The sequence below is a fragment of the Herbaspirillum sp. ST 5-3 genome, assembly GCF_004804275.1.
In the GTDB taxonomy this organism is placed as follows: Bacteria; Pseudomonadota; Gammaproteobacteria; order Burkholderiales; family Burkholderiaceae_D; genus Noviherbaspirillum.
In genome coordinates, this window is sequence record NZ_STGI01000011.1 from 99,008 (window position 1) to 125,865 (window position 26,858).

Annotated in this window: 27 protein-coding genes; 9 read left to right on the forward strand and 18 right to left on the reverse strand. The window is 60.8% G+C overall.

Going from position 1 to position 26,858, the window contains the following annotated elements:
* Positions 1 to 4: 4 nt before the first annotated feature.
* The 18 genes from E6W33_RS19635 to E6W33_RS19720 form a co-directional block, all read right to left on the reverse strand.
* Positions 5 to 724, reverse strand: coding sequence for a molecular chaperone TorD family protein (locus E6W33_RS19635; RefSeq protein ID WP_168798697.1), 720 nt, complete (start codon positions 722 to 724; stop codon positions 5 to 7).
* Positions 676 to 1,014 carry a cytochrome c3 family protein gene (locus tag E6W33_RS19640; RefSeq protein ID WP_136419022.1) on the reverse strand — a complete coding sequence of 113 codons (339 nt, stop codon included), beginning with the start codon at positions 1,012 to 1,014 and terminating at the stop codon, positions 676 to 678. Before E6W33_RS19640 ends, E6W33_RS19635 begins: the two co-directional genes overlap by 49 nt.
* Positions 1,011 to 1,703: a 4Fe-4S dicluster domain-containing protein gene (locus E6W33_RS19645; RefSeq protein WP_136419023.1), complete on the reverse strand. Its 693-nt coding sequence runs from the start codon at positions 1,701 to 1,703 to the stop codon at positions 1,011 to 1,013. The genes E6W33_RS19640 and E6W33_RS19645 overlap by 4 nt, the downstream gene beginning before the upstream one ends.
* 11 nt (positions 1,704 to 1,714) lie before the next feature.
* Positions 1,715 to 4,318: a molybdopterin-dependent oxidoreductase gene (locus E6W33_RS19650; RefSeq protein ID WP_247869711.1), complete on the reverse strand. Its 2,604-nt coding sequence runs from the start codon at positions 4,316 to 4,318 to the stop codon at positions 1,715 to 1,717.
* Between the two features lie 215 nt (positions 4,319 to 4,533).
* A complete protein-coding gene (locus E6W33_RS19655; protein WP_136419024.1) occupies positions 4,534 to 5,031 on the reverse strand; it encodes a heme-binding protein in 498 nt (165 codons plus the stop codon).
* Positions 5,028 to 5,513, reverse strand: coding sequence for a thioredoxin (locus tag E6W33_RS19660; RefSeq protein WP_211097391.1), 486 nt, complete (start codon positions 5,511 to 5,513; stop codon positions 5,028 to 5,030). The genes E6W33_RS19655 and E6W33_RS19660 overlap by 4 nt, the downstream gene beginning before the upstream one ends.
* Before the next feature lie 52 nt (positions 5,514 to 5,565).
* A complete protein-coding gene (locus tag E6W33_RS19665) occupies positions 5,566 to 6,063 on the reverse strand; it encodes a TlpA disulfide reductase family protein (RefSeq protein ID WP_168798698.1) in 498 nt (165 codons plus the stop codon).
* A 12-nt stretch (positions 6,064 to 6,075) separates the two neighbouring features.
* Positions 6,076 to 6,678 (reverse strand): rhodanese-like domain-containing protein, encoded by a 603-nt coding sequence (locus E6W33_RS19670; protein WP_136419027.1) that lies wholly within the window; start codon positions 6,676 to 6,678, stop codon positions 6,076 to 6,078.
* 15 nt (positions 6,679 to 6,693) lie between these two features.
* Positions 6,694 to 8,406, reverse strand: a complete 1,713-nt coding sequence (soxB, locus tag E6W33_RS19675) for a thiosulfohydrolase SoxB (RefSeq protein ID WP_136419111.1) — start codon at positions 8,404 to 8,406, stop codon at positions 6,694 to 6,696.
* Between the two features lie 78 nt (positions 8,407 to 8,484).
* Positions 8,485 to 9,099: a sulfur oxidation c-type cytochrome SoxX gene (gene soxX / locus E6W33_RS19680; RefSeq protein ID WP_247869712.1), complete on the reverse strand. Its 615-nt coding sequence runs from the start codon at positions 9,097 to 9,099 to the stop codon at positions 8,485 to 8,487.
* A gap of 11 nt (positions 9,100 to 9,110) precedes the next feature.
* On the reverse strand, positions 9,111 to 9,917 hold the full coding sequence (gene soxA, locus E6W33_RS19685) for a sulfur oxidation c-type cytochrome SoxA (protein WP_136419028.1): 807 nt from the start codon (positions 9,915 to 9,917) through the stop codon (positions 9,111 to 9,113).
* A gap of 348 nt (positions 9,918 to 10,265) precedes the next feature.
* Positions 10,266 to 10,577 carry a thiosulfate oxidation carrier complex protein SoxZ gene (gene soxZ, locus E6W33_RS19690; RefSeq protein ID WP_136419029.1) on the reverse strand — a complete coding sequence of 104 codons (312 nt, stop codon included), beginning with the start codon at positions 10,575 to 10,577 and terminating at the stop codon, positions 10,266 to 10,268.
* Positions 10,578 to 10,627: 50 nt separating this feature from the next.
* On the reverse strand, positions 10,628 to 11,089 hold the full coding sequence (gene soxY, locus E6W33_RS19695; protein WP_136419030.1) for a thiosulfate oxidation carrier protein SoxY: 462 nt from the start codon (positions 11,087 to 11,089) through the stop codon (positions 10,628 to 10,630).
* A gap of 112 nt (positions 11,090 to 11,201) precedes the next feature.
* Entirely contained in the window at positions 11,202 to 11,516 is a 315-nt protein-coding gene (locus E6W33_RS19700; protein ID WP_136419031.1) for a c-type cytochrome, read from the reverse strand.
* A 51-nt stretch (positions 11,517 to 11,567) separates the two neighbouring features.
* Positions 11,568 to 12,629, reverse strand: coding sequence for a c-type cytochrome (locus E6W33_RS19705; RefSeq protein ID WP_136419032.1), 1,062 nt, complete (start codon positions 12,627 to 12,629; stop codon positions 11,568 to 11,570).
* Positions 12,613 to 13,974: a sulfite dehydrogenase gene (gene soxC / locus E6W33_RS19710; RefSeq protein WP_136419033.1), complete on the reverse strand. Its 1,362-nt coding sequence runs from the start codon at positions 13,972 to 13,974 to the stop codon at positions 12,613 to 12,615. Before soxC ends, E6W33_RS19705 begins: the two co-directional genes overlap by 17 nt.
* 114 nt (positions 13,975 to 14,088) lie before the next feature.
* Entirely contained in the window at positions 14,089 to 14,457 is a 369-nt protein-coding gene (locus E6W33_RS19715) for a metalloregulator ArsR/SmtB family transcription factor (RefSeq protein WP_247869713.1), read from the reverse strand.
* Positions 14,458 to 14,634: 177 nt separating this feature from the next.
* A complete protein-coding gene (locus tag E6W33_RS19720; RefSeq protein WP_136419034.1) occupies positions 14,635 to 15,633 on the reverse strand; it encodes a LysR family transcriptional regulator in 999 nt (332 codons plus the stop codon).
* Between the two features lie 144 nt (positions 15,634 to 15,777).
* Here E6W33_RS19720 and E6W33_RS19725 point away from each other — a divergent pair, with 144 nt between their 5' ends.
* From E6W33_RS19725 to gap, 9 genes are all read left to right on the forward strand, one after another.
* On the forward strand, positions 15,778 to 17,199 hold the full coding sequence (locus E6W33_RS19725; RefSeq protein WP_136419035.1) for a form I ribulose bisphosphate carboxylase large subunit: 1,422 nt from the start codon (positions 15,778 to 15,780) through the stop codon (positions 17,197 to 17,199).
* 52 nt (positions 17,200 to 17,251) lie between these two features.
* Positions 17,252 to 17,608: a ribulose bisphosphate carboxylase small subunit gene (locus E6W33_RS19730; RefSeq protein WP_136419036.1), complete on the forward strand. Its 357-nt coding sequence runs from the start codon at positions 17,252 to 17,254 to the stop codon at positions 17,606 to 17,608.
* A gap of 114 nt (positions 17,609 to 17,722) precedes the next feature.
* On the forward strand, positions 17,723 to 18,526 hold the full coding sequence (locus tag E6W33_RS19735; protein ID WP_136419037.1) for a CbbQ/NirQ/NorQ/GpvN family protein: 804 nt from the start codon (positions 17,723 to 17,725) through the stop codon (positions 18,524 to 18,526).
* Positions 18,527 to 18,535: 9 nt separating this feature from the next.
* Entirely contained in the window at positions 18,536 to 20,851 is a 2,316-nt protein-coding gene (locus E6W33_RS19740) for a VWA domain-containing protein (RefSeq protein WP_136419038.1), read from the forward strand.
* A gap of 153 nt (positions 20,852 to 21,004) precedes the next feature.
* Entirely contained in the window at positions 21,005 to 22,084 is a 1,080-nt protein-coding gene (locus E6W33_RS19745) for a class 1 fructose-bisphosphatase (RefSeq protein WP_136419039.1), read from the forward strand.
* Between the two features lie 20 nt (positions 22,085 to 22,104).
* Complete coding sequence (locus E6W33_RS19750) at positions 22,105 to 22,974, forward strand: phosphoribulokinase (RefSeq protein WP_136419040.1); 870 nt, start codon at positions 22,105 to 22,107, stop codon at positions 22,972 to 22,974.
* Between the two features lie 113 nt (positions 22,975 to 23,087).
* Positions 23,088 to 25,088 (forward strand): transketolase, encoded by a 2,001-nt coding sequence (gene tkt, locus E6W33_RS19755; RefSeq protein WP_136419041.1) that lies wholly within the window; start codon positions 23,088 to 23,090, stop codon positions 25,086 to 25,088.
* 3 nt (positions 25,089 to 25,091) lie between these two features.
* Positions 25,092 to 25,808, forward strand: a complete 717-nt coding sequence (gene gph, locus E6W33_RS19760) for a phosphoglycolate phosphatase (protein WP_136419042.1) — start codon at positions 25,092 to 25,094, stop codon at positions 25,806 to 25,808.
* 29 nt (positions 25,809 to 25,837) lie between these two features.
* Positions 25,838 to 26,848, forward strand: a complete 1,011-nt coding sequence (gene gap / locus E6W33_RS19765; RefSeq protein WP_136419043.1) for a type I glyceraldehyde-3-phosphate dehydrogenase — start codon at positions 25,838 to 25,840, stop codon at positions 26,846 to 26,848.
* Positions 26,849 to 26,858: the final 10 nt, after the last annotated feature.

Below are 26,858 nucleotides of genomic sequence, written 5' to 3' on the forward strand. Positions count from 1 at the left end.
GGAACTAGTCGAGCGCTGCACCGATCGTCCCGCCCAGCTCGCGGAAGCTCTCTTCAACAATCGCGACATCATCTAGCAGGCATAGTCGCGCCATGCGCGCGACGGCCTTCATGTAGGCATGCTCCGCACGCGTCTCGAGCGCTTCGCAGTAGTCGAGGCCCCATGCAGCGAGATGTGTATTCAGGAAAGAGCGCTGGCTGGCGACCAGTTGCATTGCTTCGGCCGTCCTGCCCTGCTCCCACGCCTGGCTTTCCTCGCAACTCAGCAAGGCCATGAACTTCAGTTCCGCGCCGATATGATCGGGTGACGGCGCATCCGGTGCAATTTCGGCAAAGCCGCAGTCCGCCATGCAGGCGACGACCTCCGCCGTTGCCGGTCCGGGGACCGTGCCATCCCGCACAAATGACTCGTAGGGCAGACTCTCTCCGCCCGACTTGCTCACGACGACGAGGCGACGGGTGAATTCAACCGCCGCATCGTCCGGCGCACGCAAGGATTCCTCGACCGCCCGTCGCAACTCGGCCAGCGAGCCGTCCGTATCGGCGCCCGCAAGCTCTGCCTGCAGTTCGCGCAGATGCTGCGCATCCGGCACTCTCAGGAACAGCCGGGAAAGCAACCAGTATCCCTGGCTGCGCACCTGGGCCAGAACACCATACTCCTTGTGCTCATCCATGGTCAATGCGGCGCATAGACCGGCAGCTTGTTGCTCTTCTGCCGGTGACACTCATAGCACTCCTTCGGATCGACCGGACCGGGCGAGCCCTTTGCGAGCGGCTTGTTGCGGCTCACCAGCAGCACATTGTCGGCCAGCGGCTCCTTGCTGTGGCAATCCTCGCAGTCGGTCTTGGCCTTGCGCGCATGGACCTTGTGGAAGGACCCCTTTTCCGCCATGGAGAGCTTGCCGGTCGCGACAGGTTTGGTGGTGGTTTTCTTCGCTGCGGCATCGGCCGCGATCGCGCCCTGGAAAACCGCCGCACTCGCCACGCAAAGCAGGAAGGTCAGAATCGATTTCATGACGATGCTCCCTCATCGAGAATGTAATAGACCTGCGGCGAAGTGTTGAACTGCTTCTTCAACTGCACCGCGTTGCCTTCCTTGATGCGTTTCGACACTTCGCTGTTCGGGTCGTCCATGTCACCGAATACACGCGCCTGCACCGGACAGACCAGGTCGCAAGTCGGTGTGTATTCCTGGTCCTTGCCGATACGATCGACCTTGCCGTTGGCCACGGCCTTTTCCAGCTTGTGGCTGCAGAAGGTGCACTTTTCCGCGACATTGGCCTTCTTGCGATGCGTCGGATGGCGCACAGCGGCGGACAAGGTTTCGGATCCGATCGGTCCCTTGCCTGGCCGCAGGGATTTCAGCGACTTGTTGACCTGCGGTACGCCATAGGGGCAAACCGATGCGCAATAGCCGCAGCCGTTGCACTTGTCGTAGTCGATGATCACGGCGCCGAATTCATTCTTGCTGATCGCCTTGGTACCGGTATGGTCGCAGGCCGCCTTGCAGGCCGGGTGCTCGCAGTGCATGCAGCCCATCGGGATGTAGATCTTCTTTACCGTCGGATAGGTGCCGACTTCATATTCCATCATCACATTCCACGGGGCGTCGGGCGTGAAATGGTTTTCGACCGCGCAGGCCGCCATGCAGGAGCGGCAGCCCATGCAGCGCTTGGTGTCGATTACACGAACGAACTTGGTCATTTTCTTCTCCCTTACGCCTTGTAGAGCTTGCACTTGGTATCGTTGAACGAGTTATGTCCGGAGATCAGGTCGGGATGATGCTCCAGCACCTGATTGATCGCGGTCCCGTTGTGCCCGTCCGGCGCGTAGCCGGGGCTCCATTGTCCGTAGTGGTAGGAGACGGCGATGGTGTCGGGGCGGATGCCCTGTATCAGCTGCGCGGTCCCCTTGATCTTGCCGACCCGGGTTTCGATCGTGACGGCGTCACCGCTCCTGATGCCCAGCTTGCGCGCCGCGGCGGCATTGATCTGCACGGTGTTGGTCGCCGCATCCCTACCGATCGCCTGGTTCAGGATCACGTTGTTGACGGTGTTTCCGGACTGGTTGCGATACATGCGTTTATGGGTGATGACGTAGAACGGGTAGTCCGTTGCCTCGCGATGCGGGGTCGGGAACGCATGCTCCCGCGTCGGCAACGGCGAGTAGGCTATCCGCAGTTTCGTCAGGTCGAACGATGCGAGATTGTTCTTCTTGACGATGCCCTCGGCCTTGTAATAGGTGTCGATCAGCTGATCGGCGTAGAACTTCATCTTGGCCTTGCCTGGCCCCTTGAACTTGTCCTCGGCGCCAGACAGATACTTGCTCTTGACGCTCTTCTTGCTGCCGATGAAGCCCTGCTCGACCGCGACCGAAAAATCCTTCCTGGCCTTGTCGGCCCAGAGTGTTTCCACGCCTTCGCGGGTCGTGTAGTCGCGCCCCGGCTTGAAGGTGACTTCCTTCAAGCCCCAGGACTTGTTGCATTGCTCGGCAAACTGATCGCGGAAGCCGACCCGCTTGCTGAGCTCCCAGATGATGCTGAATGCATCGTGTTCCAGGTTGTAGGGATTGGCCATCGGCTGGCGGATCGCGACATGGCCGGTGTCGGTCGTGCCGCGCGTCGGCGCGAAATGCCAGGATTCGAGGTAGGTCTTGTCCGGCAGCACGATATCGGCGTACCACGCGCTTTCGCTCATCACGATGTCGATGACGACGTTGTAGGTTTTTGCCAGGCCTTCGAACTGCTGCCATGAATTCGGAATCGACACCGGCCGGTTGGTACCGTAGAAGATCTGCATCTCCGGCTGATACGGCAATCCGTATGCCTTCGGATCCTGCACCACGAGATTCGGCGTCTGCGCAATGTGGTGATTGGAGTACGGGAAGAACACGCTTTGCGCAAGGTCGGCGCGGCTGGGCGGGTATTCGCACTTGCTGACGTCAAAGTACTGCGGACGTCCATACGCGCCGCCGAGCATCAGGCCACCCACGGCGTCGATGTTCCCGACCAGCATGTTCAGGATCAGGCCGGTGCGCCAGCCTTGCACTCCGTGCTCCTTGGCGGCCAGGCCGCGGAAGGAGTACAGCACGGCGGGGCGGTAACGCAGCGTCTGCCCGTCGATCACGATGGTTTCTCCGATACGCGCCTCCTTCGCAAAAGTCTGCGCGAGGCGTGTAATCGTCGCTGCCGGGACATCCGCCACTTCCTGCGCATATTCCGGCGTGATGTCGGCGATGCTGTCTGCCAGCACCTGGAAGGCGGTGCGGAACGGCTTGCCATCGACGGTATAGGTGCCCTTCAGCGCCGGCTTGACACCCTGCACATACGGTTTGGCGCTGCTGGACACGGTATCCCACACCAGCGGCGTCTTGCCATCCTTGTCCTTGAGGATGACGCCTGCCGCGTCGACGAGTTGCGGCGCATTGGTGTAATCGACCAGGAAGGGTTCATCGATCGTTCCCGCATCGATCATCACCTTGGCCATTGCCAGGATCATCACGACATCCTTGCCGGGTCGTACCGGCACCCATTCATTGGCCTTGCCCGCCACACCGGAAAGCCGCGGTTCGACGACGATGGTCTTGAGGCCATTGTTGTCGATGCTTTGCATGGTCTGCCAGTCGAGCCAGCGCGAGGCTTGCTCGCCCTCGTAGTAATTCGCGCCGAAATTGAGCAGCAATTTGGAATGCTTGAGATCGGGCAGGATGCCTCCGCCGGCCCAGGTCAATTCGTCGGCAACGTGCCGTGCCGCTTCACACGCGGTCGTCCGGTGCACCATGTTCGGCGTGCCGAAAGCCTTGGTCCACGCCTCGCAATACTGCTCCTGAATCAGATATTTGCCCTGGCCATGCTGCCAGATCAGCTTGCGCGGATCTTCCGCGCGCAACTTCCTGAGCCGATCGGAAATCGTGTTGAATGCTTCGTCCCAGCTGATTTCGACCCAGCGCGGATCCTCGTGCGGACCCTTCTTCGGATTGGTGCGACGCAGCGGCTTTTTCAGCCGGTACGGATCGTAGGTATTGAACATGCCCGAAGCGCCCTTCGGGCAGATGCCGTGATTGTAGAACTCGGCCCGCGCCGCATCCGGGTAAATAGTGCGGATCACGCCGTTGACGACGGTTGCTTCGATGCCGCAGAAATTCGGGCAGATCGCGCAACCGGATTTGATCTTGCGGATGTCGACGGCGCCGGCTGCGCCATTGACCTTCTTCGCGTTTTTCGCTGCTGCGGCGATCGTGGGAAAGCTGAATGCCGAAGCGGCAGCCGCCCCGCCAAGCGCACCGACACCCTGCATGAACTTTCTGCGACTCAGTTCCATGGCCTTGTCCTCTTACTTTTGAGAGTGAAATGTGTTCTCGACGACTGCTGATGAGATTAACCACGAACCTATCATGGTCGTTTTAGAGGGACAATTTGGCGTTCTGGAAAGGGTGATTCAGATCAATTTGACAATGCAATCAGCCGCGATTGGGTGCGAGAATGCATTTCATGAGGGAGCGGGCCGGCGAACGCGGCCCGGATGGATGCGAGAGCTTAGAACTCCAGTTCTTCCGCGATTGCGTCGATGCCCGCCTTGGCGCACGCATCATCCGCACTGCCGTTCGGTGCGCCGGACACGCCGATGCCTCCATACAAGGTGCCGCCTGCCTCGATCATCAGGCCGCCGCCGATGGCGAGCACGCGCGGGATGCTGCGGATGCCGCTGGATTCCTTGCCGCTCTGCGTCGATTCCGCGAACTGGCTGGTGTTGGACTTGAAGCTGACCGCCGTCCATGCCTTGTTGACCGCGGCTTCCGGCGTATGCATGCCGGCGAAGCGATCGCGCAGGACGACCTGCGTCTGCCCAGTGCGATCGACCACGGCGATGGCCACCTGATAGCCGCCGTCGCGGCATTTTTTCAAGCCGGCCTGCGCTGCCTTGAGCGCCGTTTCCGGGGTCATCAATTTGATTGCGTAAGTTGCTTCCGCCGCGTAAGTACCGGCGCTTGCGAAAAATGCGAGCGTGACTGCGAGTTTGTACTGAACTTTCATGGTCTTCCTCCCTTTGTTTCTCTGTGTTCCGTATCTCGCGCATGCGCCAGCTTGCGTGCGGCCTCGGCGAAAGCATTGTCCAGATATCCGCCATAGAGCCCTACCGTGTCGCCACCGACGATCGGGGCTGTCAGGATTCGGCCGGCGCTATCGAGCATCACCACCGTCGGCGCAAATCGAATGTCGTAACTGCTCGCCAGCGCGTGCTGGCTGATCCGCTCCCGGTGAAAGCCGATGAGCATGCTGCCGCCGTTGACTTGCACTTCACGGATGACCGGGCGCTGTTGCTCCGGCAGATCGCGCAGCAGCGGCGCGAGATAGTTGCGCCGCACGACATTGCAGAATGAACATCCCGGGAGCGAGAACAGAATCACCACCGGCTTGCCGCGCTGCTTCGCCACACTGCCGTCCTGACTCAAGTCGATCGGGGCCGGAAGTTCGACGGAGACGTCGGATGCCGTCGCCGCTCGTGCACTGAACAACAGGAAAAGCAGTGCGGAAAGCGCCGGCAGGAGGGCCGCAACTATGCCTAATCTAACGAGCCAGGCGCGCGATATCATCGAAGTCTTCGTCAAAAATCTCACCAATGTCGATTCTGAGCACCTTGCCGTTCTTGTCGAATACCTGATTGACCGGCAAGCCTTTCAGTCTGCCAAAGGCATTTTCGAATGCGGTGAAGTCGGTGGTTACCGGATAGGAGAGCTTGTACTTCGCGATCCAGCGCTCCGTCTTTGCACCTTGTTCCGGATCGTTGCGCTCGATGTTGACGCCGATGACTGTCAGCTTGTCCCGGTTTTCCCGGTAGAGTTTCTGCAGCTTGGGCGCTTCATTCATGCAGAATGGGCAGCCGGATGAAAAATAGCTGACCACCAGCAATTTGCCACGCAATGTGGCGGCATCGATGGTCTTGCCGTCGATGGAACGAACGGCCGGCAATACGGGCGTATCGCCGACGCGCAGCTCGGCCGCGTTCAGGGCGCCGGCAAGAATACTCAGGCACGCGCCGAGCAAGAGTTTCCGGAGACTCAGCACGGCGATCTCCCGTCAGAACTTCGGAAAGTACAACTTGTTCTTGTCCAGCTTGTAGGTCCACGGAAGGCCGGCATTCTTCCAGCCGTTCACCGCCCGCTGCCCCGCCTTCGTGCCGTCCTTCGCGAGATCGCCCTCATAACCGTCGATGACGGTATAGACCTTGCGATAGCCGAGATCGTTGAGCAGGTTCGCCGCACGCGCGCTGCGATCTCCCGAACGGCACATGAGAATGATAGTGTCGTCTTTGCCGAGTCCCTTGTCCGCGAGACGGCGACCAAGCTCGGGCCCGAAATCATTATTCGGCTCAAGCTTGAAGCGTCCCGCCTTGTCGTCCCAGGGCGCATCGTCAGGGTGCTCGACGTAAGGAATATTGGCATCGGCCACGGTCGGCATGCCGAGGTAGGACACTTCCGCCCGCGTGCGCACGTCGACCATGAAAGCCTTGTCGCCGAGCTTCTGCTTGAGTGCGTAGGCTTCCGGCGCATCAAGATACAAGGCTTGTTTGGTGCGCTTGACCTCGGGCACTTGCGCAGCGTCTGCGGCCCATGCATGCACGCCGGCCAATGAAAAGACCGTCAGGAAGATCAGTGCGCTCGCAAATCGTTTCGTTCTCATGTTTTTCTCCAGATATCAGATCGCAATGCCGGGGTTGCCGTCCATGCCGATGATGCGCGGGGTGTTGAGCTTGCGCGGCGCGACGGTCTTCTTGTCGCGCAGCCACTTCGCCACCACTTCCCACACTGGCTCGCCGCTTGCACCTTCCGCGACAGGTGCCCAGCCCGCAACCTTGTAGGTCTTGCCGGCTTCGATCGGGTTGCCGTTCAGTCGCATGTCCTGGATGCGCGATCCCATCTTGGCGCGCGGATCGATGGCGTAGGTCATGCCACCCACGCGCACCATGTCGCCGCCCTGCTGATAGTACGGATCCGGATTGAACAGATTGTCGGCGACGTCTTCCATCACGTTCTTGATGGTCGCGCCGGTCATTTCGGTCAGCGTGCTGTACGAATAGGTCGTCGCGGTCTGGTCCATCAGATGTTCCATCAGGATCGCGCTGTTGGGCAGCAGCGAGGTGCCCCAGCGGAATCCCGGCGAAAATGCGAGATCGGCGCCCTTCATATCGATCAGCGCATCGACGATCAGCTGGTCGAAGGTGCCGTTGAAATTGCCGCGGCGGTAGAGCGTCCCTTCGGTCATCGCGAGCCTTTCGTTCAGCTTCGATTCGTACGGCGCGCGAATCTTCTTGATCAGCGCATCCATCTCCTTGTCAGCCGGCAGGAAATTGGAGAATACTGGCATCAGGCGATAGCGGAAGTCCCGGATTTTTCCGCCGCGCACATCGAAGTCGAGCACGCCGAGGAACTTGCTGTTGCTGCCCGCATTGGTGACCAGCGTCTTGCCGCCGGCATTGCTGACAACCACCGGTTGCGGCATGCCGTCATGCGTATGGCCGCCGAGGATGGCGTCAATGCCGCGCACGCGCGAGGCCATCTTGATGTCCACGTCCATGCCGTTGTGCGACAGTACGACGACTACCTTGGCACCCTTGCCGCGCGCCTCGTCGACCATCTTCTGCATGTTCTCGTCCTGGATGCCGAAGCTCCATTCCGGCACCATGTAACGCGGGTTGGCGATCGGCGTGTACGGGAATGCCTGGCCGATGATGGCGACCTGCACGCCGTTCATTTCCTTCATCACATAAGGATCGAACACCTGGTCGCCGAAATCGGTGGTCTTGATGTTCTGCGCAACGAAGTCGACCTTGCCCTTGAAATCCTTCTCGACAATTTCCTTGACGCGCTTGTCGCCCAGCGTCATTTCCCAGTGTGCCGTCATCACATCGACGCCGAGTGCGAGACAGGCATCGACCATGTCCTGCCCGTTCGTCCAGAGCGCCGTGCCGGAACCTTGCCAGGTATCGCCGCCGTCGAGCAGCAATGCGCCCGGACGCGATGCCTTCATGCGCTTGACCAGCGTGGCCAGGTGCGCAAAGCCGCCGACCTTGCCGTAGGTCTGCGCGGCTTTTTCGAAGTCGAGATAGGAGAAAGCATAAGCCTCAGCCGTATTCGGGCGCGCGCCCACCTGCTTGAGCAACTTCTCGCCGACGAGATGCGGCATGCGGCCGATCGCTTCGCCGATGCCGAGGTTGACATTCGGTTCGCGGAAATAGATCGGCAGAAGCTGCGCATGGCAGTCAGTGAAGTGTAGAAAGTGGACGTTGCCGAAGCGCGGCACGTCATACATCTTGCCTGCGGAAGGCGCGGCGAATGCGCTGCCCGCGTTCAGCGTCATCCCGCTGGCCGCGGCTATCCCCATGACATGCATGAATTCACGCCGATTCATTCCCATTGCTGTTCCTCGAAATTCTGAATTGGTTGATCCGGGCGAGGGCACCCACTGCCCCGCCCGTTTGACTGTCGCTTATTTGTTTGCGGGAGAGGCGGGATCCAGCAGCAAGGCCATGACGTCCTTGATCTGCGCCTCCGTCAAGATGCCGGAGTGACCGAAGCGCGGCATGTTGGAACACGCCGAATACGCCTGCGAGTTGTAGATCTTGCCCCAGGTGTACTTCACGATCTCGTCGCTGTTTCCGCGCAGCTTGCCGTAGTTGTACAGCGAGGGCCCGATGTTGCCGAAGGAGATTTCTTCCTTGGTGATCTGGTGGCAGGCGTAGCAGTTGCCGCCGTTCGGCGCGCCGACCTTGTCGGACGATTGCATGCCACGGCCGTTCTGCGCGATCTTCTCGCCTTCCTGCCACTTGCCGAGGTACTTGCCGTCGGACGGATACTTGATCGTCTTCATCTGGTTTGCTTCGATCTGCGCGGCCACGTCCTTCGGGCGCTCGGACGGATATTCGCTGCACAGGCGCTGTGCCTCGTCCTGGTTCAGCATGCGTTCCATTGTCGCCGGCCCCTTCGACTTGAAGTCGTTCTTCAGCAACGCCAGCGCTGCCTTGCCGTAGTCGGTGTCCGTCGCCACAGTGGCGCAGCCCGCGATCGCCAGCACGCCTGCCATCATGATGCTCATACGTTTCATGTCGTTTCTCCTTATCGCTTGAGCGCCGGGGCGTTATACACGCCACCTTCCGCATTCTTTGCCAGGAACATCGTGAGCGCCGTGATGGCGTCCGATGCATAGCCCGGCTCGGGGAAACGCTGCTGGCGGAAGCAGTCGTTCAGGCGATGCTGCATGGTGCGAACTTCGCCCTGCGAGACGCGGTAGGCAGGCCAGGTGGTGTAGGCAGCCTGTGCGTTTGCCTTGTTCAGGATGTTGGGCAGTTCCTGCAGGCGGATGCGCTGGCCGTCGGTGCCGTGGCAGGTGGCGCAGGAAAAGTCATGCGCGCCGGCCCGGTAGAAGAAGATCTTCTTGCCCGCCTCGTAGGCTGCCTTTTCCGCCGGATGATCGGTCGGGGTTGCCATCTTCATGCCGCGCGATTCGGCCGTGATATACGACACGATCGCTTCGATGTCCGACGGCTTGCCTTGCGCGGCGAACGGCTGCTTCGTCGCCTCCTCGCGGCTCAGTCCCTGCAGGTTCATGCGGCAATGAATCAGCCGCTGCTCAAGGTCCATCACCTTGCCAGCATCCTTGAAGTAGCGCGGCAGTTCGACATAGGCGCCCTTGACGACGCCCGGGCCCTTGCCCAGATCGCATTGCTCAAGCGAGACGTTCTTCGGGCCCGCTTTCTTTTTCCACAATTCCTCGCCGCGCATTTCCCACAACTCGGCGGGATTGCCATCGGCAAGCATCTGGCGATACTTCGCGATTTCGTCCGTTGCGGAAGTCTGGGCCGATGCGGACGCCGCCGTCGCGGATGCCGCGATGGCGACCAAAATGAGGCCTTTCCAGTTCATGCTGTCTCCTTGGTACAAATTGATCGGGTATGGAACTCATTCCATAAATAGGAGGGCTCGCGAAGGTGGCCTGGACGGATGCAGTGCAAGGCGCGGTGCGACGCGCAGGGTGGTTCCCTGCGCTAGCAGCGCAACGCCGCAATGCGCCGTCCAGGCCACCTTCCCGGAGGGTTCGCACCAGAATCGGCGCTGGACAGCGTTGTGCTTCTTGCAAATAGGCACCGCTATTTGACGCGGCGCACGCCTTGCCAGCACCGATTCTGGTGCAAACGCGAGCCCTCCTATTTATGGAATGAGTTCCCTCCACTCTTGCCGGTGGTATGAAATGCAAACAGCAGTTACGTCCAATCAGGAAATCGTGCCTTCGTCGGTGCGCGTGTCGCCCTTGGTGTCGATCCAGGTCACGGCGACCTTGTCGCCTTTGGCGCCGCCCTTGAACTTGAACGACAGGAACGGGTCCTTCGATACGGAGGGGCCGAACTGCGCGTCCAGCACGAGTTTGTCCTTGCACTTGGCGGTCAGCGTCTTGATGTAATGCGCCGGGATGACCTTGCCGGATGCGTCCTTGCGCTGACCTGTTTCCATGTCGTGACGCATAAGAATCTTGACTTCGACTACATCGCCGTTTGCACTTGCGCGGATGCGCATTGGATCTGCCATGATGATTTCCTTCGAAAATTCGTAAAAATGGATTCGGTGTCGGATGTCGATCAGCCGCCGCAGCCGCCGAGCGTGACCTTGATTTCCTTGCTGGCGACCAGCCACTTGCCGTCGGCCTTGACCAGTGCATGCACATTGGAAGTGGCGCCCATCTTGACTCGGGTGCTGATGGCAGCTTCCGTGCCAGCGGGGATGTTGAAGCCGGCCGACATCGCGCTCGGATTCTTCTCCACGAGGATGGCCATGTATTCCGTGTTGGGAACCTTGCTGCTCACGGATACCGGGACCACGGCGCCGTTTTCGGCAATATCCGGCCCGGTGATGGCGACGTCGCCGCTGACCGCGAACTTGTCGCCGCCGAGCGCCTTGACCACGTCATCGATGCTTTTCGCGTCGAATGCCGTCTGATTCCAGTCCGCTGCAAATACATCGCTTGCCTTGAGCAGGCCCGCGGTAAACGCCATGCCGAGAACGGCGGAAATCCGCAACATGTCGCGTCGATTTTGATTCATCTCTCTCTCCTATCGTAAAAAAACAAGGCAAGCCGTCTCACTGGTTCGCCCTGATGCATCGAATGCCGTGCCGCATGCGTCATCGCATTGCGCACGGCGTTCGCCAGTACTCTTACTTCGCGCCGGCCAGGACCCATGACACAAGGGTCTTGACGTCGTCGTCCTTGATCTGCGCCTGCGGCGGCATCGGGATCGGGCCCCATACGCCACTGCCGCCGCTCTTGACCTTGGCTGCCAGCGTGGCCTGAGCACCGGCATTGCCCTTGTATTTCGCGGCGACGTCGTTGAAACCCGGGCCGACGATCTTGTTGCTCACGCCATGGCAAGCGGTGCAACCGCTCTTCTTTGCCAAGGCCAGGCCGTCGGAATCCGCGAACGCGCTGCCCGCCAGGGCGGCCAGTGCCGCAGCCATTACTACTTGCTTCATGCTCTCTCCGTGATTGGTCGAATGTTGCTTTGATGGTTTGCTGTTGTATGCCTACTTCGCGCCCGCGAGAATCCAGGACACGATGGTCTTGATTTCGGCTTCATTGACATGCGCCTGCGAGGGCATCGGGACTGCTCCCCACACGCCGCTGGTGCCGCTCTTGACCTTGCCGATCAGGGCGGACTCCGCCGTTGCATTGCCTTTGTATTTCGCGGCAATCTCATTGAAGCCCGGCCCCACGATCTTGTTCTCCACACCATGGCAGGCGACGCACGCGTTCTTCTTCGCCATCGCAAGGCCTTCCGGTTCGGCGGCGCTGGTTGCGCCGGCGGCGCTCGCCGTCGCGGCCTTCGCAGCCGACAACGGTCCGGTCGACGCCGGCTTGGTCGTATCGACGCCACGAACCGGGCCGAAGGCGCGGTTCTGCTGCGCGACGTTGCCATGCGCATTGCGCGATACGTCGGGCAAAGTCGAGTGGATCTTTTCGTCAACCGGGCAATTCTTCATGCAGGCGACGCTCTTGACGTCCGGCTTGCCATGGATGTCCCACATGCCGTGATTGGTCGTCATGCCGTTGCGGTTCGGCATGCGCTTCTGCACGTCGGCGATGTTCTCGTTCGACAGCGTGAAATCATCGGGAACGATTTCCGCCATGTTGAGAATGTAGGCGAGCACCGAATAGACCTCTTCGGTCGACAGCGACTTCGGTGCGGTCCACGGCATGGCGCGGTTGATGTAGTCCCACAGGGTCGAGACAGTGGCGACCTTCATGATCGTGGTCTTCTGCGGCTGGCGGCCGGTGACGAGCGCGGCCACGCGCCCGGTCTTGATGTCGTCCGGCGTGGTGCCGCCGATGATGGGCGTGAACACCTCATTGGATTCGCCGAAGGTGCCGTGGCAGCTGGCGCATTTGCCTTCCCACACCTGCTGGCCCTTGGCAACCGTACCCGATCCTTTCGGCAGGCCCTTGAAGTCAGGGCGCACGTCGATATCCCACGCCGCGATTTCCTTCTCGGTCGCGGTACGACCGATATTGGGAAACTTCTCGGCGAACGCCAGGCCGCTCGTTACCGCCAGCGCCAGGGCGGCGATGGAATTAATAAACCTGGACATTCGACACCTCTCCGGATTCGGCGACCTTCCACGACTGGATCGCATTGTTGTGATAGATGGATTTCGTTCCGCGAACCGCGCGCAGTTCATTGATCTTCGGCTGCACATAGCCGGTTTCATCGATCGCACGCGACTGCAGCACGACCGGCGAGCCGTCCCATACCCAGTCGATGTTGAAGCGGGTGAGGCACTTCGACAGCACGGGCGTCTCCAGGCGCGCGGTGCGCCAATTGCGGCCGCCGTCGACCGACACATCGACGCGCTTGATCTTGCCGCGACCCGACCATGCGAGACCGGTAATGTTGTAGAAACCCTTGTCGAGCAGCGTCTGCCCGGCGGATGGCGTGGTGATGACGGATTTCGTTTCCTGGATCGAGGTGTACTGGCGGAAGGTCCCGTCCGGCATCGCGTCGATGTAGTGGATTGCTTCGTCCTTGGTGGCGTAAGGCTTGTCGCCGACCTCGATGCGGCGCAGCCACTTCACCCAGGACACGCCCTGCACGCCGGGCACGACGAGGCGCAAGGGGTAGCCGTTTTCAGGGCGCAGCATTTCGCCGTTCATGCCCCACACGACCAGCACGTCATCCAGCGCGCGGTCGATCGAGATGGTGCGTGTCATGGCCGAGCCGTCCGAACCTTCGGCCAGCACTACCCTGGCATTCTTCTTGTCGTAGCCGCAGTCTTCCAGCAGATAGGAGAGCGGCACGCCGGTGAATTCGCTGCAGCTCAGCATGCCGTGCGAATACTGCACGGTCGGCACCGCGACGTTGCCCCACTCCATCGCGGTATTGGCGCCGCATTCGATGAAGTGCATGCGCGATACGGAAGGCATGCGCATCAGATCGTCCATGGTGTAGACCTTGGGATTCTTCACCATGCCGTTGATCATGAAGCGATGCTTGCTCGGATCGACGTCATACCAGCCTTGATGATGGCGCTCGAAATGCAGGCCGCTCGGCGTGATGATGCCGAACAGGCCCTGCAGCGGCGTGAACGCCACCGACGCCGCCGACACGCGGGTCAGGCCCGGCGATTCGCGACGCAGCAGATTGGTTTCAAACTTCGAAGGCATGCCATAGGCATTGGTCGCGACCGGCTTGCCCAGCGTTTTCGCATGCTCGGGCAAGGTCAGGATATTGCTATCCCCTTCGAAACTGCTGGCCGCGGCCTGGGCCAGGGCCGTGCCGCTGGCCATGGCCGCGCTGGCGGCCAGGAAGCTGCGGCGCAAGAAGCCGCGCCGTTCCTTGTTCATGCCGTCCTTGCTGATCTCCTCAGCAAGCCGGCTGTCGACGAAATTTTCGGGCGCTCGAAGTATCCGGCCCGTCTTTTTGATTTCATGAGACATGCAGCGTCATCCTCGTAGAATTGTTGAATCTTTTGATCTTGTATAAAACTATATAGCTACATCTTAATATTTAAGGCAAAAATAAATCCGGAAAATAGATTCCGGATCGGATTCTTACTCGCCCCCGGCCATGAAGCTGTCGACGGCGTCCTTGTCCAGTGTCTTGTTATTCGCCAGTTTGACCGACATCTTTCCGCAAACCGTGCGGCACACGTCGACCGTGTTCTGGTCGTCGATGCGGTAATAAACCTGGGTGCCGTCCTTGCGCCGAGCCAGGATCTTCGCGCGATACAGCATGTTCAGCTGGCGCGATACGTTGGCCTGGGTCGACTCGATTTCCGACACGATCTCGCCTACCGGACGTTCGCCGCCGCACAGTGCATGAAGAATCTTGAGCCGTGTCGGTTCGGAGAGCAGAAAGAAGTAGTTCGAGACTTCTTCAAACAGCTCCTGCATCTGCCCTTTTGCGAGATTCTTGTCCATGTTCGTCGAAATTTCTTTATATGTGTAAGTGCGCATATAAACAAATTCTACGAATCTTTGCAAATCTTTTTGATTGTGCATCGCAACAACCAACCTGCAACCGATCCTTGACCACGCCGGTTTCATCCCCCGCCAATGTTCCGGCGTCGACCGCATCGCCGTAACGACGCGCCCGAGTCACTGTCCGGCCTTCACCGCTTCTCCGCCTTGTACCCGCCGCTCCTCGCGCGTCAGCTTGTTGCGCACCTGGACCGAGGTCTCGGCAAAGGCGGAGTCGAGATAAGGTCCGGCCTGGGCGATGATGAATTCCTTGAACGCGGCCGTGGCCGGCGACAGGTGCTTGTTGCGCAGGTGCGCCGCATACCAGGTCCGCATCATCGGCATGCCCTTCACGTCGAGCACAGCCAGTTCGCCTGCCTTCAGTTCCAGTGCCAGCGTATGCAGCGAAATGAAGCCAAGGCCAAGGCCGGCGATCACCGCCTGCTTGATGGTTTCATTGCTGCCCATGACCATGCCGCGTTTCGGCTGTATCTGCTGCTCGCTGAAAAAGCTCTCCATCGCCAGCCGGGTACCCGATCCCTCTTCCCGAATCAGAAACGTCTCCTCGCTCAGATCCGCCGCCTTGATCCTGCGCCGCGCAGCCAAGGGATGATCGGGTGATGCGATGATCACGTGCGGATGTCGCGCCAGCGGAAACGACAGCACGTCCATCTCCTGCGGCGGCCGCCCCATGATCGCGAGATCGATCTCGTTGTTGTGCAGGAGCTGGATCAGGTTTTCGCGATTGCTGACGGTGATGCGCAATTCGATCTCGGGATGACTTTGCCTGAACAGCGCAATCAGTTTCGGTACGAAATACTTCGCCGTGCTGACCAGCGCCACCGTCACCAGGCCGGCGCGCAATCCGGTCAGCGCGGCAAGACTGTCCTGCGCGTTCTTAATCGCACCCAGCACTTCATGCGCGGTGCGCTCCAGCTGCCTGCCCGCTTCGGTCAGGTACATCTTTTTGCCGATCTTGTCGAACAAAGGCATGCCGACCGATTCTTCCAGCTGGCGTATCTGCATCGACACTGCCGGCTGCGTCAGGAAAAGCTCTTCGGACGCCCGCACAAAACTCAGGTGCCGCGCCGCAACACTGAAAATCTGCAACTGGCGCATCGTCAGGTTTCTCATCATCACTCCGGAAAATTTTCACGTGGCATTACTTAAGCATAACCTTACTTATACCCTAATTATTATTGAATTTTCTTTATTCATCCACCTGCATACACTTCCGTCATCGCAGCAGTTCACGATAACCCATCAATCAAGGAGTGGCAGATGACTGTCAAGAAGTACAGCGCGGGTGTGAAGGAATATCGCAGCACCTATTGGGAGCCTTTCTATACCGTCAAGGACACCGACATCCTTGCCTGCTTCAAGATCACGCCGCAGCCGGGTGTGGACCGCGAAGAAGCCGCAGCCGCCGTCGCGGCCGAATCCTCGACCGGCACCTGGACCACGGTGTGGACCGACCTGCTGACCGACCTCGACTACTACAAGGGCCGTGCCTATCGCATCGAGGATGTGCCCGGCGACGACACTTGCTTCTACGCATTCATCGCTTACCCGATGGACCTGTTCGAAGAAGGCTCGGTCGTCAACGTCTTTACCTCGCTGGTCGGCAACGTGTTCGGCTTCAAGGCAATCCGCGCGCTGCGCCTGGAAGACGTGCGCTTCCCCATCGCTTATGTCAAAACCTGCGGCGGCCCGCCGAATGGCATCCAGGTGGAACGCGACAAGATGAACAAGTACGGCCGTCCGCTGCTCGGCTGCACCATCAAGCCCAAGCTCGGCCTGTCCGCCAAGAACTACGGTCGCGCCGTCTATGAATGCCTGCGCGGCGGTCTGGACTTCACCAAGGATGACGAGAACGTCAACAGCCAACCCTTCATGCGCTGGCGCGACCGTTTCGACTTCGTGATGGAAGCGATCCACAAGGCCGAGAAGGAAACCGGCGAACGCAAGGGCCACTACCTGAATGTGACCGCGCCGACACCGGAAGAAATGTACAAACGCGCAGAGTACGCCAAATCGATCGGCGCGCCGATCATCATGCACGACTACATCACCGGCGGCTTCTGCGCCAATACCGGCCTGGCCAACTGGTGCCGCGACAACGGGATGCTGCTGCATATCCATCGCGCGATGCACGCCGTACTCGACCGCAATCCGCACCACGGCATCCACTTCCGCGTGCTGACCAAGATCCTGCGCCTGTCGGGCGGCGATCACCTGCACTCCGGCACCGTGGTCGGCAAGCTCGAAGGCGACCGCCAGGCAACGCTGGGCTGGATCGACCTGATGCGTGAACGCTTCGTGGAAGAAGACCGCAGCCGCGGCATTTTCTTCGATCAGGACTGGGGTTCGATGCCGGGCGTGTTCCCGGTGGCATCCGGCGGCATTCACGTGTGGCACATGCCGGCGCTGGTTTCCATCTTCGGCGACGACTCGGTGCTGCAGTTCGGCGGCGGAACGCTCGGCCATCCATGGGGCAATGCGGCCGGCGCGGCGGCGAATCGCGTGGCACTGGAAGCCTGCGTGGAAGCGCGCAACCAGGGCCGCGAAGTCGAGAAGGAAGGCAAGGACATCCTGATCGCTGCCGCCAAGCACTCTCCTGAACTGAGAGCGGCGATGGAAACATGGAAGGAAATCAAGTTCGAATTCGACACGGTCGATAAGCTGGACGTGGTGCACAAGTAAGCACAAACAAGCGCAGCCATCGCTCGCAAAGAAACAGCATCGGAGATATCAAATGAGTGAAATGCAAGACTACAAATCGCGCCTGTCCGACCCGGCCAGCCGCAAGTTCGAAACCTTTTCCTACCTGCCGGAGATGGATGACGAACGCATCCGCAAGCAGGTCGCCTACCTGGTGAGCAAGGGCTGGAATCCGGCCATCGAACATAGCGAGCCGGAAAACGCCTTCGACCATTACTGGTACATGTGGAAGCTGCCGATGTTCGGCGAAACCGATGTCAGTGCCATCCTGGCCGAGGCCGAAGCCTGCCATCGCGCCAATCCGAATCATCACGTGCGGCTGATCGGCTACGACAACTTCAAGCAGAGCCAGGGCGCGTCGATGGTGGTGTACCGCGGCAAGACTGTCTGACCGAGAACGGCAACATTTTCGGGCGAGGTTGCTGCGTCCCTTTTTTCTGTCGCAGCAGGCCTCTTTTGGGCGGCGGGACATGCCGTCCCGTCGCAGCTTTTTTTAAACCGCATCATGACTGATCCGATCGCACAATACCGTTTTCGGGAAGAGCCTTATTACCGCGCCACCGGCGACGAGATCGCCTTGTACGAGGCCGCCTATTCGGCCCGCATGCCGATGATGCTCAAGGGACCGACCGGCTGCGGAAAGACCCGATTTGTCGAATACATGGCGTGGCGCCTGGACCGGCCGCTGATCACCGTCGCCTGCAATGAAGACATGACGGCATCCGATCTGGTCGGGCGCTTCCTGCTCGGTGCCGAAGGTACGCACTGGCAGGATGGCCCGCTGGCACTGGCTGCGCGTCATGGCGCGATCTGCTATCTCGACGAAGTGGTGGAAGCGCGCCAGGACACGACGGTCGTCATCCACCCGTTGACGGACAGTCGGCGTGTGCTGCCGCTCGACAAGAAGGGCGAACTGGTGCGCGCCCATCCCGATTTCCAGATCGTGATCTCCTACAACCCGGGCTATCAAAGCCTGATGAAGGACCTCAAGCAATCGACAAAGCAACGCTTCTGCGCGCTCGATTTCGACTATCCCGCGAAGCAGGTCGAACTGGAAGTGATCGTGCATGAAACCGGCGTGGACGAGGACATCGCGAACCGCCTGGTCGGCATCGCCGAACGGGGTCGCAACCTGAAAGGTCATGGACTGGACGAAGGCATCTCCACGCGCATGCTGGTGTACGCAGGTTCCCTGATTGCCAAGGGCATCAAGCCGCTCGACGCCTGTCGCATGGCACTGGTGCGGCCGCTCACCGATGATCCTGACATGCGCGACGCACTCGACGCCGCTGTCACTACCTATTTCTGACAACGAACCATGCTGGCCGCGCAAACCGACATCAGCGAGCTACCGGGCAAGGTCCAGGACGCGATCGATGCGTCTGCCGCGCAGGCAGCGAAGGCGTTCACGCCGCACGGCCTGCTGTCATATCACGCCGGCATTGCCGCCCTGTGCCGACTCGGGCGCGGAGACGGCCTTGCTCTCGCATTCATCAATGCGGCACCGTCGATTGCGCGCGAACTGGGCGAGGATGTGCTCGACGAACTGGTGCAGGAAGCCTTGCGGCTGGCTTCAAAAACCAGCGGCGCCGTGATCGAGAGACTGCTGGAAACGGCGCCCCTTGCCGCTTCCCGGCTCGGCGACGCTGAAGTGTTTCATGGCTATCTGTCGCTGATCCATCACATCTCGGCCAACGCCCCGCGCGCGCTGCGGCCGATGCTCGACAGGCTGGATACCCTGCTCGGCCAGCTCACGCTCGGCGGGCTGCGGCGCTGGGCGCAGTGGGGCATTCAGGCGCATCGCACGCATTTCGACGATCAGATGCGCTACTTCGGCCTCGACAGCGCGGAATCGCTCGCCATCCTGCAACAGGAGCGGCGCGGGACGCTGTTTGTCGATGTGCACCGGCGCATCGGCATGTACCTGCGCGCCCTGTTCGGCCGCGATTTCATCATGCGCCCGACCGCAGGCGATTTCGAGTCGCGCAACGGCTATCGGCCTACCATCGATGAATACCTGATCCACTTGCCCGACGCCTACGATGACGTCGGCGATGTCGGCGGACTCGACATCTATCGCGCTGCGGCGGTGCATGCTGCGGCGCATGTCGTCTACACCACCGACCGGCTTTCTGCGGAAGGTCTGAGCCCATTGCAGATTGCGGCCGTCGATGTGGTGGAAGATGCGCGCGTAGAAGCGCTCGCCATGCAGCATTTTCCCAACTTGCGCCTGCTGTGGTCGCGACTGCACGCGGCAAGCCCGGCACAATGCGCCACCCTCGGCGACTACCTTGACCGTGTGGCGCGCGTACTGCTCGATCCGGCGTATGTCGATGACGATGCGATCGTCGCCGATGCGCGGTCGCGCTTTGCGCGAGCGCACCGGGACTTGCGCAGCAATCTCGTCTCGCACGACATCGGACTCGCGTTGGCCGAAAGACTCTCCGCCCTCCCCGTCGTCTTCCGTGCGGCCGATGCCGTCCGGTCAGCACCTTATCGCGATGACAACCGCCATACTTGGGAATACCGTGGCTATGACACGCGCGCCGCGCTGGAAGAGCGATACCGCTTCTCGCGCCAGCAGCGCCGGCACGTGAACCTGATGGAGTTCGTCAACGAGATCGATACCGAGACGGCCGGCGACGACGCGCAAGAGGTCTGGGTACTGAAGAGCGAACTCTTTCCCTATGAAGACCGTGGCGTCTCGTATAACGCCATCGAAGGCGCGCAGGCGCAGGCGGCTCCACTGCCCTATCCCGAGTGGGACTATCGCATCCAGATGCAGCGCCCCGCCTGGGCGCAGATCATCGAGTCGCTTCCCGCCCCGGGCGATGCCGCGCGCATCGATGCCATTCTTGCACGTCACAAGCCCTTGATCGGGCGGCTGCATCGCCTGATCGAAGCCATGCAACCGCAAGGCGTGCAGCGCCTGCGCAAGCAGGAGGACGGCGACGAGATCGACCTGAATGCCGTACTCGATGCATGGACCGACCTGCAACGCGGCCAGATGCCCGACAGCCGCTTCATGCTGCGTCACAAGCGTTCGGTGCGCGATATCGCGGTGCTGATCCTGCTGGACCTGTCGGAATCGGCGAACGAGAAGCTTGCCGGTTCGGAGCAACGCATCATCGACCTCGCGCTGGAGGCGACCGCCCTGACTGCGGACACGCTCGAACGCATCGGCGATCCGTTTGCGATCCATGGTTTCCAGTCGGACAGCAGGCACGCGGTGCACTACCGTCGTTTCAAGGATTTCAAGCAGGCTTACGACGCGGCAGCGAAAGGCCGCCTGTGCGGCATGCGCGCCGAGCTGTCCACGCGCATGGGCGCAGCCTTGCGGCATGCGACGCACCTGATGCAAAAGCAGCCACAACGGCAGAAACTGATCCTGGTGCTGACCGATGGCGCGCCGGCGGATGTGGACGAACGCGATCCGCAGTACTTGCGCCAGGACGCGAAGAAGGCCGTCGAGGAAGCGCGGCGCGCGGGCGTCACGACCTTCTGCCTGAGTCTCGATCCGCAGGCGGACGATTATGTCGAGCGCATTTTCGGCAGAAGCCATGCGATGGTTCTGGATAACATCGCGCGCCTGCCCGAGAAGTTGCCGGCGCTCTATGCGGCGTTAACAAAATGAGCTGCCTTTTTGCTATGGCAAGGAACGTGACTCCGACACCGACAAGGCCGGCGTTCGATAAGCGGAATTTATATTCACCTTAAAAACATCTGACTGTATATTATTTACCTAGTTAGTTATATTGAGATATATAACATAATAATTGGAGACACCATGCCCAACGGACGCACCACCTTCAGCAAGTTCATCATCGAGCAGCAGAACCGGCTCGAGACCGCCGATACCGACCTGACGGCATTGCTCAACGATGTACAGACCGCATGCAAGTACATCGCGTCAGCCATCTCGCGCGGCGCACTGAACGGCAGGCTGGGCAGCACCGCCCAGATCAATGTTCAGGGCGAGACGCAGAAGGAACTCGACATCGTTTCGAATGAAATCTTCATCGAAAGCTGCGCGCTCGGCGGCCAGCTTGCGGGCATGGCATCGGAGGAAATGGAGGATGTCTATCCGGTGACCAATCCGTCCAAGCGCGGGCGCTTCCTGCTGGTGTTCGATCCGCTCGACGGTTCCTCCAATATCGACGTCAACGTGTCCGTCGGTTCGATCTTCTCCATCCTGCGCGCCCCCGATGACAAGGCAAGGGTCGCCGCGGACGACTTTCTCCAGCCCGGCACGCAGCAGGTCGCGGCCGGCTACGCAATCTATGGCCCCGTGTCGATGATCGTGCTGACCATGGGCGACGGCGTGAACGGCTTCACGCTCGACCGCGAGATCGGCGCGTTCATCCTCACGCATCCTAACCTTCGCATTCCGTCGGATACGTGCGAGTTCGCAATCAACACCTCCAATGCGCGCTTCTGGGAACCGCCGGTGCGCCGCTACGTCGAGGAATGCGTGGCAGGACGGACCGGCCCGCGCGAAGCCGACTTCAACATGCGCTGGATCGCATCGATGGTGGCCGAAATCCATCGCATCCTGATGCGCGGCGGCCTGTTCATGTACCCGCGCGACAGCAAGGATCCGGCCAAGGCCGGCCGTCTGCGACTGCTGTACGAAGCCAATCCGATGAGCATGATCGTGGAACAGGCAGGCGGACTCGCCTCCACCGGCTACGAACGCATACTCGAAGTCAAACCATCCAATCTGCATCAGCGCATTCCAGTGATCCTGGGTTCGTGCAATGAAGTCCGGCGTCTTGAGCAATATCACGCCGATCACGCGGCAGGTACGGACAAACCGTTCGAATCGCCGCTGTTCAATACACGCAGCCTGTTCATGCAGCCCGTATAACCCAATCACTGGATATCGCCATGTCAAAGAAACATCCCATCATCGCCATCACCGGCTCGTCCGGTGCCGGCACATCGACGGTCACCAAGACCTTCGAACACATCTTCCGCCGCGAAGGCCTGACCGCTGCCATCGTCGAGGGCGACTCCTTCCATCGTTTCGATCGACAGACGATGAAAGTCCGCATGGCGGAAGAGCTCGCCGCCGGCAACCAGCACTTCAGCCACTTCGGCCCGCAGGCCAACCTGTTCGAAGAACTCGAAGGCCTGTTCCGCCGCTATGGCGAAACCGGCAGCGGCATGGTACGGAAATACCTGCATAACGAAGAGGAAGCGGCGCCCTACCATCAGGAACCGGGCACCTTCACACCGTGGGAAGAAATCCCGGCCGGCACCGACCTGCTGTTCTACGAAGGGCTGCATGGCGCAGCAGTTGACGGCAACATCGATGTGGGCCGCCATGCCGATCTGCTGGTCGGCGTGGTCCCCACCATCAACCTCGAATGGACGCAGAAGCTGATTCGCGACAAGAGCCAGCGCGGCTACTCGCAGGAGGCGGTGGTCGACACGATCCTGCGCCGCATGCCGGATTACGTGAAATACATCTGCCCGCAATTCTCGCGCACGCACGTCAATTTCCAGCGCGTGCCGATGGTGGACACCTCCAACCCGTTCATCACGCGCGACATCCCGACGGCGGATGAAAGCATGGTCGTGATCCGCTTTGCCAACCCGAAGGGTATCGACTTCCCCTACCTGCTGTCCATGCTGCACGATTCATGGATGTCACGCCCCAATATCATCGTCGTCCCCGGCGGCAAGATGAGCCTGGCGATGCAGCTGATCTTCACGCCGATGATTCTGCGGCTGACGGAGATGAAGAAAAAGTAAGGCAACGCTGTCGGCACGCTCGACCGACCGCACAGCACCCATGCAGAGCGGACACGATGTCGTGCCCGCCGGGCCCGCTTTCGCCTGGAATATCCGACTTAACAGGAAGACACATGACCATCACCCGCCAGCAACTGTCAAATGCCCTGCGCTTTTTGGCCATCGACGCCGTGCAGGCCGCCAATTCCGGCCACCCCGGCATGCCCATGGGCATGGCCGATATCGCCGAGGTGCTGTGGCGCCGCTACCTGCGCCACAATCCGTCCAATCCGCGCTGGATCGACCGCGACCGCTTCGTTGTCTCCAACGGCCACGGATCGATGCTGCTGTATGCGCTGCTCCACCTGAGCGGCTACGATCTGCCGATGGAGGAACTGAAACGGTTCCGCCAGATGCATTCCAAGACGCCCGGCCACCCCGAATACGGCATCACGTCCGGCGTCGAAACCACCACCGGTCCGCTCGGCCAGGGCATCACGAACGCGGTTGGCATGGCGCTGGCGGAGAGGCTGCTCGCCGACGAGTTCAATCGCCCCGAGCATGTCATCATCGATCACACCACCTACGTCTTCCTCGGCGACGGCTGCCTGATGGAAGGCATTTCGCACGAAGCCTGCTCGCTGGCCGGCACGCTCAAGCTCGGCAAGCTGATCTGCTTCTATGACGACAATGGCATTTCCATCGATGGCCATGTCGAGCACTGGTTTGCCGACGACACGCCGCGACGCTTCGAAGCCTATGGATGGCAGGTGATCCCGAACATCGATGGACACGACCACGAGGCGATCGACAAGGCGATCCAGCAGGCACGCAACGAGTCCGGCAAGCCGACGCTGATCTGCTGCAAGACCGTGATCGGCAAGGGCAGTCCCAACAAGGCCGGCACGCATGATGTGCACGGCGCGGCATTGGGCGAAAAGGAAATCGCGGCGACGCGTGCGGCCCTCGACTGGCCTTACGCGCCCTTCGAGATTCCCGACCGCATCCGTGCCGAATGGGACAACCGCGAGCGCGGCGCCATGATCGAGCGCGCATGGAACGAACGTTACGTCGCCTATGCCGCGCAATATCCGCAGGAAGCCATCGAACTCATGCGCCGCATGGCCGGCCATCTGCCGGAAGGATGGTCGGTGCATGCGCTGGAAGCGCAGCACGAGACCTGCCGCAAGGGCGAGACCGTGGCCACCCGCAAGGCATCGCAGAACGCCATCGAAGCCCTTGCGCCCAGACTGCCGGAACTGCTGGGCGGTTCCGCCGACCTGACCAGCTCCAACCTGACCAATTGGAGCGGATCGGTCGCGGTGCGCGCCGACAAGCGCGGCAATCATATCAACTACGGCGTGCGCGAATTCGGCATGAGCGCCATCATGAACGGCATCGCCCTGCACGGCGGCTACATTCCCTACGGCGGCACCTTCCTCACCTTCTCGGATTACAGCCGCAATGCCTTGCGCATGGCCGCGCTGATGCAGATCCGCTCGATCTTCGTGTTCACGCACGACTCCATCGGCCTCGGCGAAGACGGCCCGACGCATCAGCCCATCGAGCACGTGACAAGTCTGCGCATCGTTCCCAACATGAGCGTCTGGCGTCCATGCGACACCAGCGAAACCATGGCTGCCTGGAGCGCCGCGATCGAGCGCAGGAACGGCCCGACCGCGCTGATCCTGTCGCGCCAGAACCTGCCCTTCCAGGCACGCACGCCGGACCAGGTGATCGCGATTCGCCGCGGCGGATACATCCTGTCGGAAGCAGCCGACGGCAAACCGGTTGCAATCCTGATGGCAACCGGCTCGGAAGTCATGTTCGCGATGGATGCGCAGCGCGCGCTGGCCGAGGACGGGATTTTCGTGCGCGTGGTATCCATGCCGTCCACCACGGAATTCGACATGCAGGGCGACACCTACCGCCGCAGCGTGCTGCTGCCGGAGGTGCCGAAGATTGCAATGGAAGCCGGCGTCACCGATCTCTGGCACAAGTACGTCGGCGACAAGGGCCGCGTGATCGGCATCAACAGTTTCGGCGAATCCGCACCCGCGCCGCAACTCTACAAACATTTCGGACTGACCGCCGCAGCGCTGTGCGAAGCAGTCAAGGACATGCTGGGGAAATAAGCGATGACAATTACCTCCTGGGCCCGCCCTGTCAATGCAGTGCTGTTCGACCTCGACGGCACGCTGCTGCACACTGCTCCCGACATCACGGCCGCGGTCAACATGATGCTCAAGAGCCGCAACCTGCCCATCCTGCCCGAGGCACTGGTGACCAATCTGATCGGGCGCGGCAGCCCGGCCCTGATCGACCGCGTGTTCAACGTGCTTGATGTGAACCTGTCGCCCGGCGAACGGCTGGATGCCCTGCAACTGTTCCAGCAGTTCTATGAAGACATCGTCGGCACCCGCGCCCGCCCCTATCCCGGCGTGGTCGATGCGCTGGAGCGCCTGCGCGACATGGACCTCAAACTTGCGGTCGTGACCAACAAGTACCACCGCTTCGCGATCCGCCTGCTGCGCCAGTTCCACATGGCGTCCCTGTTCGACCTGGTGGTCGGCGGCGACACGCTGGAAGCGCGCAAGCCCAATCCGCTGCCCATCCTGCACACCTGCGACAGCCTCGGCGTGCCGGTCACGCAGGCCTTGTATATCGGCGATTCCCCCATCGACGTGGAAGCGGCGAAAGCGGCCGGCGTCCCGGTCTTCTGCGTGCCCTACGGCTATCGCGAAGGCCAGGCACTGGCGACACTCGCCTGCGACGGCTTCATCGAATCGCTGGCCGACATTCCCTACATGATCACCGGCCGCCTCGGCGCCAGGCGCGAGCAGAAAAGCGCATAACACGCATTTCACATTCTCTGGAGACAAACATGACGATACGCGTTGCAATCAATGGCTACGGCCGCATCGGGCGCAACATCCTGCGTGCCCACTACGAAGGCGGGAAGAAGCACGACATCGAAATCGTTGCCATCAACGATCTTGGCGATGCCAATACCAATGCGCACCTGACGCGCTTCGACACCGCGCACGGCCGCTTCAACGGCAAGGTCGAGGTGGACGGCGATACCATGACAGTGAACGGCGACCCGATTTTCGTCACCGCCATGCGCCATCCCGCCGAGCTGCCGTGGAAACGCCTTGGCGTGGATGTGGTGCTGGAATGCACCGGCTTCTTTACCTCCAAGGAAAAGGCCGCCATGCACCTTGCCGCGGGCGCGAAGAAAGTGATCATTTCCGCCCCCGGCGGCAAGGATGTCGATGCGACCATCGTGTACGGCGTCAATCACCAGGTGCTCAAGTCAACGGACACGGTGATTTCGAATGCATCCTGCACCACCAACTGCCTGGCGCCGATGGTGCTGCCGCTGCACCGCTCGCTCGGCCTGGTCCAGGGCCTGATGACCACGATCCATTCCTATACCAACGACCAGGTGCTGACGGACGTCTATCACAGCGACCTGCGCCGCGCGCGCTCCGCCACCATGTCGCAAATCCCGACCAAGACCGGTGCTGCCGCTGCGGTCGGCCTGGTGCTGCCGGAACTGAACGGCAAGCTCGACGGCTTTGCCGTGCGCGTGCCGACCATCAATGTGTCGCTGGTCGACCTGACCTTTACTGCGGCGCGCGAGACCAGCGTCGAGGAAGTCAATGCCATCATGCGCGACGCGGCTGCCGGCGACCTCAAGGGCATCCTGGAATACAACGACCAGCCGCTGGTGTCCGTCGATTTCAACCACAACCCCGCCTCATCGAATTTCGATGCCAGCCTGACCAAGGTCATCGGCAACCTGGTCAAGGTCAGCAGCTGGTATGACAACGAGTGGGGCTTCTCCAACCGCATGCTCGACACCACCGTCGCGCTGATGAATGCACGTTGATTGCACGCTG

Bases quoted from the DNA above. Each gene is read 5' to 3' on its own strand.
- E6W33_RS19740 (WP_136419038.1), top strand. From the start codon at position 18,536: ATGCTGGCCGCGCAAACCGACATCAGCGAGCTACCGGGCAAGGTCCAG.
- tkt (WP_136419041.1), top strand. From the start codon at position 23,088: ATGACCATCACCCGCCAGCAACTGTCAAATGCCCTGCGCTTTTTGGCC.
- E6W33_RS19730 (WP_136419036.1), top strand. From the start codon at position 17,252: ATGAGTGAAATGCAAGACTACAAATCGCGCCTGTCCGACCCGGCCAGC.
- E6W33_RS19705 (WP_136419032.1), bottom strand. From the start codon at position 12,629: ATGTCCAGGTTTATTAATTCCATCGCCGCCCTGGCGCTGGCGGTAACG.
- E6W33_RS19645 (WP_136419023.1), bottom strand. From the start codon at position 1,703: ATGACCAAGTTCGTTCGTGTAATCGACACCAAGCGCTGCATGGGCTGC.
- soxZ (WP_136419029.1), bottom strand. From the start codon at position 10,577: ATGGCAGATCCAATGCGCATCCGCGCAAGTGCAAACGGCGATGTAGTC.
- E6W33_RS19655 (WP_136419024.1), bottom strand. From the start codon at position 5,031: ATGAAAGTTCAGTACAAACTCGCAGTCACGCTCGCATTTTTCGCAAGC.
- gap (WP_136419043.1), top strand. From the start codon at position 25,838: ATGACGATACGCGTTGCAATCAATGGCTACGGCCGCATCGGGCGCAAC.
- E6W33_RS19720 (WP_136419034.1), bottom strand. From the start codon at position 15,633: ATGATGAGAAACCTGACGATGCGCCAGTTGCAGATTTTCAGTGTTGCG.
- E6W33_RS19745 (WP_136419039.1), top strand. From the start codon at position 21,005: ATGCCCAACGGACGCACCACCTTCAGCAAGTTCATCATCGAGCAGCAG.
- E6W33_RS19670 (WP_136419027.1), bottom strand. From the start codon at position 6,678: ATGAGAACGAAACGATTTGCGAGCGCACTGATCTTCCTGACGGTCTTT.
- E6W33_RS19715 (WP_247869713.1), bottom strand. From the start codon at position 14,457: ATGGACAAGAATCTCGCAAAAGGGCAGATGCAGGAGCTGTTTGAAGAA.
- E6W33_RS19640 (WP_136419022.1), bottom strand. From the start codon at position 1,014: ATGAAATCGATTCTGACCTTCCTGCTTTGCGTGGCGAGTGCGGCGGTT.
- E6W33_RS19750 (WP_136419040.1), top strand. From the start codon at position 22,105: ATGTCAAAGAAACATCCCATCATCGCCATCACCGGCTCGTCCGGTGCC.
- soxA (WP_136419028.1), bottom strand. From the start codon at position 9,917: ATGAACTGGAAAGGCCTCATTTTGGTCGCCATCGCGGCATCCGCGACG.
- soxB (WP_136419111.1), bottom strand. From the start codon at position 8,406: ATGAATCGGCGTGAATTCATGCATGTCATGGGGATAGCCGCGGCCAGC.
- E6W33_RS19725 (WP_136419035.1), top strand. From the start codon at position 15,778: ATGACTGTCAAGAAGTACAGCGCGGGTGTGAAGGAATATCGCAGCACC.
- E6W33_RS19700 (WP_136419031.1), bottom strand. From the start codon at position 11,516: ATGAAGCAAGTAGTAATGGCTGCGGCACTGGCCGCCCTGGCGGGCAGC.
- E6W33_RS19650 (WP_247869711.1), bottom strand. From the start codon at position 4,318: ATGGAACTGAGTCGCAGAAAGTTCATGCAGGGTGTCGGTGCGCTTGGC.
- E6W33_RS19735 (WP_136419037.1), top strand. From the start codon at position 17,723: ATGACTGATCCGATCGCACAATACCGTTTTCGGGAAGAGCCTTATTAC.
- soxC (WP_136419033.1), bottom strand. From the start codon at position 13,974: ATGTCTCATGAAATCAAAAAGACGGGCCGGATACTTCGAGCGCCCGAA.
- soxY (WP_136419030.1), bottom strand. From the start codon at position 11,089: ATGAATCAAAATCGACGCGACATGTTGCGGATTTCCGCCGTTCTCGGC.
- gph (WP_136419042.1), top strand. From the start codon at position 25,092: ATGACAATTACCTCCTGGGCCCGCCCTGTCAATGCAGTGCTGTTCGAC.
- soxX (WP_247869712.1), bottom strand. From the start codon at position 9,099: ATGAAACGTATGAGCATCATGATGGCAGGCGTGCTGGCGATCGCGGGC.